2 protein-coding genes are annotated in these 5,255 nt (G+C 69.2%); one reads left to right on the top strand and one right to left on the bottom strand.

Annotated elements, in window-relative coordinates; all coding sequences use genetic code 11:
* Positions 1-4,062, bottom strand: a 4,062-nt coding sequence (gene gltB, locus WAS25_RS06165) for a glutamate synthase large subunit (protein WP_422310643.1), incomplete at its 3' end; no start/stop codon positions are given.
* Positions 4,063-4,169: 107 nt separating this feature from the next.
* On the opposite strand from gltB, the gene dnaX reads away from it, so the two are divergent.
* A partial coding sequence (dnaX, locus tag WAS25_RS06170; protein ID WP_422310644.1) for a DNA polymerase III subunit gamma/tau occupies positions 4,170-5,255 on the top strand: 1,086 nt, incomplete at its 3' end.

Consider the following 5,255-nt stretch of genomic DNA (forward strand, 5'->3'; position numbering starts at 1 on the left):
CTCCACCACGGCGGTGGCGCCGCTGTTGCGCACGCAGAAGCGGTCGCCGGCGAGGCCCCGGGCGAAGAACCGCCCGGCGGTGGCCCCGTAGAGTGCGCCGTTGCCAAGGATGGCGTTCTCTTCGGGCGTGTAGGTGGACCGGGAGCCGGGCCGCAGCACCAGGGTGCCGCCGGACATGGACTTGCCCACGGAGTCGTTGGCCTCGCCCAGCAGCTTCACGTGCAGGCCCTCCGTGAGGAAGGCCCCAAAACCCTGGCCCGCGCTGCCGCTGAAGGTGATGCGCAGCAGGCCGTGCACGGCGGGATCGGCGCCGGTGCGGCGGCGCTCGCGGACGCCCTGGGCGATCTCGCCCGAGAGCGTGGCCAGTACCCCGCGGTCCTCGGTGCCGATGGGGAAGGTCAGCTCGTGCTCGCCGCCGAGATCGAGGAAGGTCCGCGCGGCCGCCACCAGCTGCTGGTTGAGCAGGCCCACGCCCTCGGGGACGACCACGATGGCCTCGCCAACCTCCGGGGCGGGGGCTTCCAGGAACGCGGAGAGGTCCAGCTTCCGGTCATGCACGAAGGTGGCGTGGGCGGGGGCGATGGTCAGCAGGTCGGTGCGGTCCTGCAGCTCGGCGAGGCCGCCCACCCCTAGGGTGGCCAGGTGGCGGCGCACGTCCTCGGCCAGGTGGGTCAGCATGCGCAGGATGGCCTCGGGGCTGCCGGTGTAGCGGGCCTTGAACTTGGGATCGTGGGTGGCGATGCCCGCGGGGCAGGTGTTCTTCTCGCAGATGCGGGCCATCATGCAGCCCTCGGCCACCAGCAGCAGCTTGCCGAACTCGAAGCCCTGGGCCCCCAGGATGGCGGCCGTGACAATGTCCTTGCCCGTAAGCAGGCCGCCGTCCACCCGCAGCTCCACCTGGTCGCGGAGGTGGTTCTCGCGCAGGGCCCGGTGGGCCTCCATGAGCCCGAACTCCCAGGGCAGGCCCGCGTGCTTCATCGATCCCAGCGTCGCGGCGCCGGTGCCGCCATCACCGCCGGCGATGTAGATGATGTCGGCGCCCGCCTTGGCGACGCCCATGGCGATGGTGCCGATGCCCGTGCCCGAGACCAGCTTCACGCTGATCTTGGCGACGGGGTGTAATTGCTTCAGCTCGTAGATGAGCTCCTTCAGGTCCTCGATGCTGTAGATGTCATGCAGGGGCGGCGGCGAGATGAGGTCCACGCCGGGGAGCGAGAATCGGGCCCTGGCGATGGTGGCGTCCACCTTCACCTTCATGAGCTGGCCGCCCTCGCCGGGCTTGGCGCCCTGGGCCACCTTGATCTGGATCTCCTGGCCCGAGACCAGATACTCGGCCGTGACACCGAAGCGCGCCGAGGCCACCTGCTTGGTGCTGGCCGTGAGGCCGTCGGTCCAGTAGAAGGGGTTCTCGCCGCCCTCGCCGCTGTTGCTGCGGCCTCCCGCGGCCTCCATGGCCAGGATGAGGTCGCGCTGACTCTCGGCGCTCACGGCGCCGAAGGACATGGCGCCCGCGCCGAAGCGGGCCAGGATCTCCGAGCGGGGCTCGACCTCCGGCAGGGGCAGGGGATCGGCCGCCTCGCGAAAGGCCAGGAGGTGCCGGGGATTGATGGGCTCGTCGGCCTTCAGGGAGGCCAGGTACTCGCGGTACAGCTCGGTGGCCTCCGGCAGTTCCGGATCCAGGGCCACCAGTTTGTGGACGAGGCGGGAGCGCGCCGTGGTCATGCCGTGCTTCTCGCCCTCGTCGGGCTTGCCGGATTCCCGAAATTGGTGCGTATGGAGGAGCTTGTCCGCGAAGCCGGACTGGGCTGCGTATCCGGTTTTCAGCAGCACGTCGCCGGCCAGTTCCTCGTAGCCGATGCCGCCAATGGGGCTGGCATGGCCGGGGAAGAAAATCTCCATGAGCTCGGGCCCAAGGCCCACTGCCGTGAAGAGCTTGGCGCTCATGTAGCTCTGCACCACCGAGATGCCGCACTTGGCCATGATCTTGAGCAGGCCCGCCTCCAGGGCGGAGATGAGGTTTTGCTCGCGCTGGTCCGGCGTGAGGTGGGCGAAGGTGGGGTGCTCGTCCCGGCGGGCGATCTCGAGGGCCAGGGCGGGGCAGACCGCCGAGGCGCCGAAGCTGATGAGGGCGGCCACGTGGTGGGAGGTGCGGGCCTCCGAGGTCTGCATGACGATGGAGGCGTTGAGGCGCAGACCCGACTCGTTGAGCGTGTGCACCACGGCCCGCAGGGCGATGAGGCCCGGGATGGGGGGCTGCTCCACGGTGGCGTCCTGGTCGCTCAGGATGACCACGGTGGTGCCGGTCTCCACGGCCCGGCGCACGTCCGCCGCCAGCTGCTCGATGGCCGCGTGGAAGCCGCGGATGCCGTCCACCCGGCGGAACAGCATGGGAAAGCTGCGGGGGATGATCTGGGATTCCGAGGGCCGCAGCGTCTGCATGCGGTTCAGGAAACGCATCTGGCCCAGGTCGAGGATGGGGCGAGGCAGCTCCAGGGCCTCGTTCAGGGGCACCAGATCCTTGGGGAAGAAGATGTTCGGCGCCCGGCCCAGGAACACCCGCAGGTCCGTGATGTTGCCCTCGCGGAGGTAGTCCAGGGGAGGGTTCGTGACCTGGGCGAAGTGCTGGTAGAAGTAGTCGAAGAAGGGCCGGGGCTGGGAGGAGAACACATTGGGCCGGGCCGTGTCGCCCATGGAGCCGATGGCCTCCTTCCCCGTGGCCACCATGGGGTAGATCATCTTCTCCAGCTCCTCCCGGGAGCAGGTGAACAAGGTCTTCCGGAACACGCTGACAGGTCCCGTGGTGGCCTCTTCATCCGGCAGGGAGCCGATGGGCGTGGCGCGGGGATCGAAGGCCGCGTAGCGGTTCTCGCGGGACTGGCTGGCGTCGCGGAAGTTCACCTTGCCCGTGGCCAGGTTCAGCTTCACCCCCGTGCCGGCGTAGACGATGCCCTTCTTCTCGACCCGGACCTCGTCCACAGGGAAGGCGCCAGCCTCGGAGGCCAGGATGAAGCGGTCGTCGGTGAGGGTCCACCGGGCGGGCCGGAAGCCGTTGCGGTCGAGCCGCGCGCCCACGGTGATGCCGTCGGAGAACATGATGATGGCCGGGCCGTCCCAGGGCTCCATGGCCCGGCTCCAGAAGGTGTAGAAGTCGTTCTGCCCCTCGGCGGGGGGCATCATGATGGCGAGGATGTCCTCCATGTTCGGGATGCTGCTGCGGTAGAGCAGGGCCTCGGCGATCTCGTTGAGGCTGCCCGAGTCGCTGATGGAGCCGTGGGTGACGAGCTGATCGGCCTTGAGCCCGATGGACATCTCCCGGGAGATGGCGCGGGAGCGGTTGCCGGCGATGGTGTTGATCTCGCCGTTGTGGGCGATGAGGCGGAAGGGCTGGGCCTTGTCCCAGGAGGTCCGCGTGTTGGTGCTGAAGCGGCGGTGGATCAGCGCGAAGCGGGTGGCGTAGCGGGGATTCTGCAGATCCAGGTAGAAGCGGTCGAGGTCGGCGGAGCGGGTGAGGGCCTTGTAGACGATGGTGCGGGCCGACAGCGAGGCGAAGAAGAACTCGTTCTTGATGCCCGCCTCGGACAGCTTGGTGCGCAGCACCTGCTTGGCGTTGTAGAGCAGCTTCTCGAAGGAGGCGTCCGTGCGGCAGTGGGCGGGGCGGCGGATGATGGCGTGGCGCAGGGAGGGCAGGGTGCGGCGGGCGTCCTCGCCCAGCACCGCGGGGTTGACCGGCACTTCGCGGAAGGCCAGCACCTTGAGGTCGAAGAAGTCGAAGGTGGCCCGGAAGATGGAGAGGGCCTCCTGGAGCCGCAGCAGGTCCGGCGGGGCCAGCAGGCTGGCCACGGCGATCTCGCCGGGCCGGTAGCCCAGCAGCTCGAAGGGGATGTCAGTCATGACGCCGGCGCCATCGCTGGACACTTGGTCCGCGGCGCAGCCACCCCGGTGTTCGACGCATCTCAGGGCGTGGAGGGCATCCTTCAGGATCTGGTTGCAGGCCTCTCCGGTGCGGCTGGCGATGAAGCCAACCCCGCACGCATCGTGCTCGTTCCGGGCTGCTCCGCGCATCGGATGTCCTTCGGGATGAACAGAAGGGTACTCCGAAAGCCGGGCCTATGGGATCCCAAGACTTGCTTATGACGGGTGCTGCCACCCTGTGGGAGACTGGTTCCGTCATGACCACCCTCGCCCTCAAATACCGCCCCCGTCTCCTGTCCGACCTCGTGGGGCAGGAGGGCAGTGTGAAGGCCCTGGCCAATGCCCTCAAGCGGGCCAAGGAAAGCGGCAGGATCCACCAGGCCTACCTCTTCGCCGGCGTGCGCGGCACGGGCAAGACCAGCACCGCGCGCATCCTGGCCCGGGCGTTGAACTGCGCGGAAGGCCCCACGGCCACGCCCTGCGGGGTCTGCGATCCCTGCCGGGCCGCGGAGCAGCCGGACAGCAGCCTGGACATCGTCGAGATCGACGCCGCCAGCCGCGCCTCGGTGGCCGACGCGCGCGCCCTGCGCGAGCAGGTGCAGACCCGACCCGCCTTCTGCCGCTACCGGATCTACATCATCGACGAAGTGCACATGCTCAGCACCGAGGCCTTCAACGCCCTGCTGAAGGTCATCGAGGAGCCGCCGCCCCACGCGATTTTCGTGCTGGCCACCACCGAGCTGCAGGACGTGCCGGACACCATCAAGAGCCGGGTGCAGATCTTCCCCTTCCGCCTCATTCCCGTGGGCCTCATCGAGGGCCGACTGAAGCACGTCTGCGAGCAGGAGGGCGTCACCTTCGAGGGCGAGAGCCTGCGCCTCGTGGCCGAGGCGGGGCAGGGCTCCATGCGGGACGCGCTCACCATCCTCGACCGCGTCATTTCTGCGGGCGATGGCAAGGTCCAGGAGGAGGCCGTCCGCGAGCAGCTGGGCATCGTCAGCGCCCACCTGGTGCAGGGCGTGATGTCGGCCCTGGCCATCGGCGACTCCGCGTCCCTGGTGGAAGCCTGCCGTGAATTGAATGAACAGGGCGCCGACTGGGCCACCTTCTGGCGGGAGCTGGTGCTGGCCTTCCGGGACCGCCTGGAGCAGGAGGCCCGCTCGGGCCGGGGGCCGCATGAGCTGCTCCGCTGGGCCCGGATGCTGAACCTCCTGCTGAGCCGCGAGCGCGACCTCCGTGACAGCAGCCTCCCCCGCGTGGTGGTGGAGCTGGCCCTGGTGACGGCCGCCCAGTTGCCCCATCTGGCGCCGCTGGACGCTCTCGTGTCCGGCACGGCCACGGCC

It is taken from the genome of Geothrix sp. (assembly GCF_049292215.1).
Taxonomy (GTDB): domain Bacteria; phylum Acidobacteriota; class Holophagae; order Holophagales; family Holophagaceae; genus Geothrix.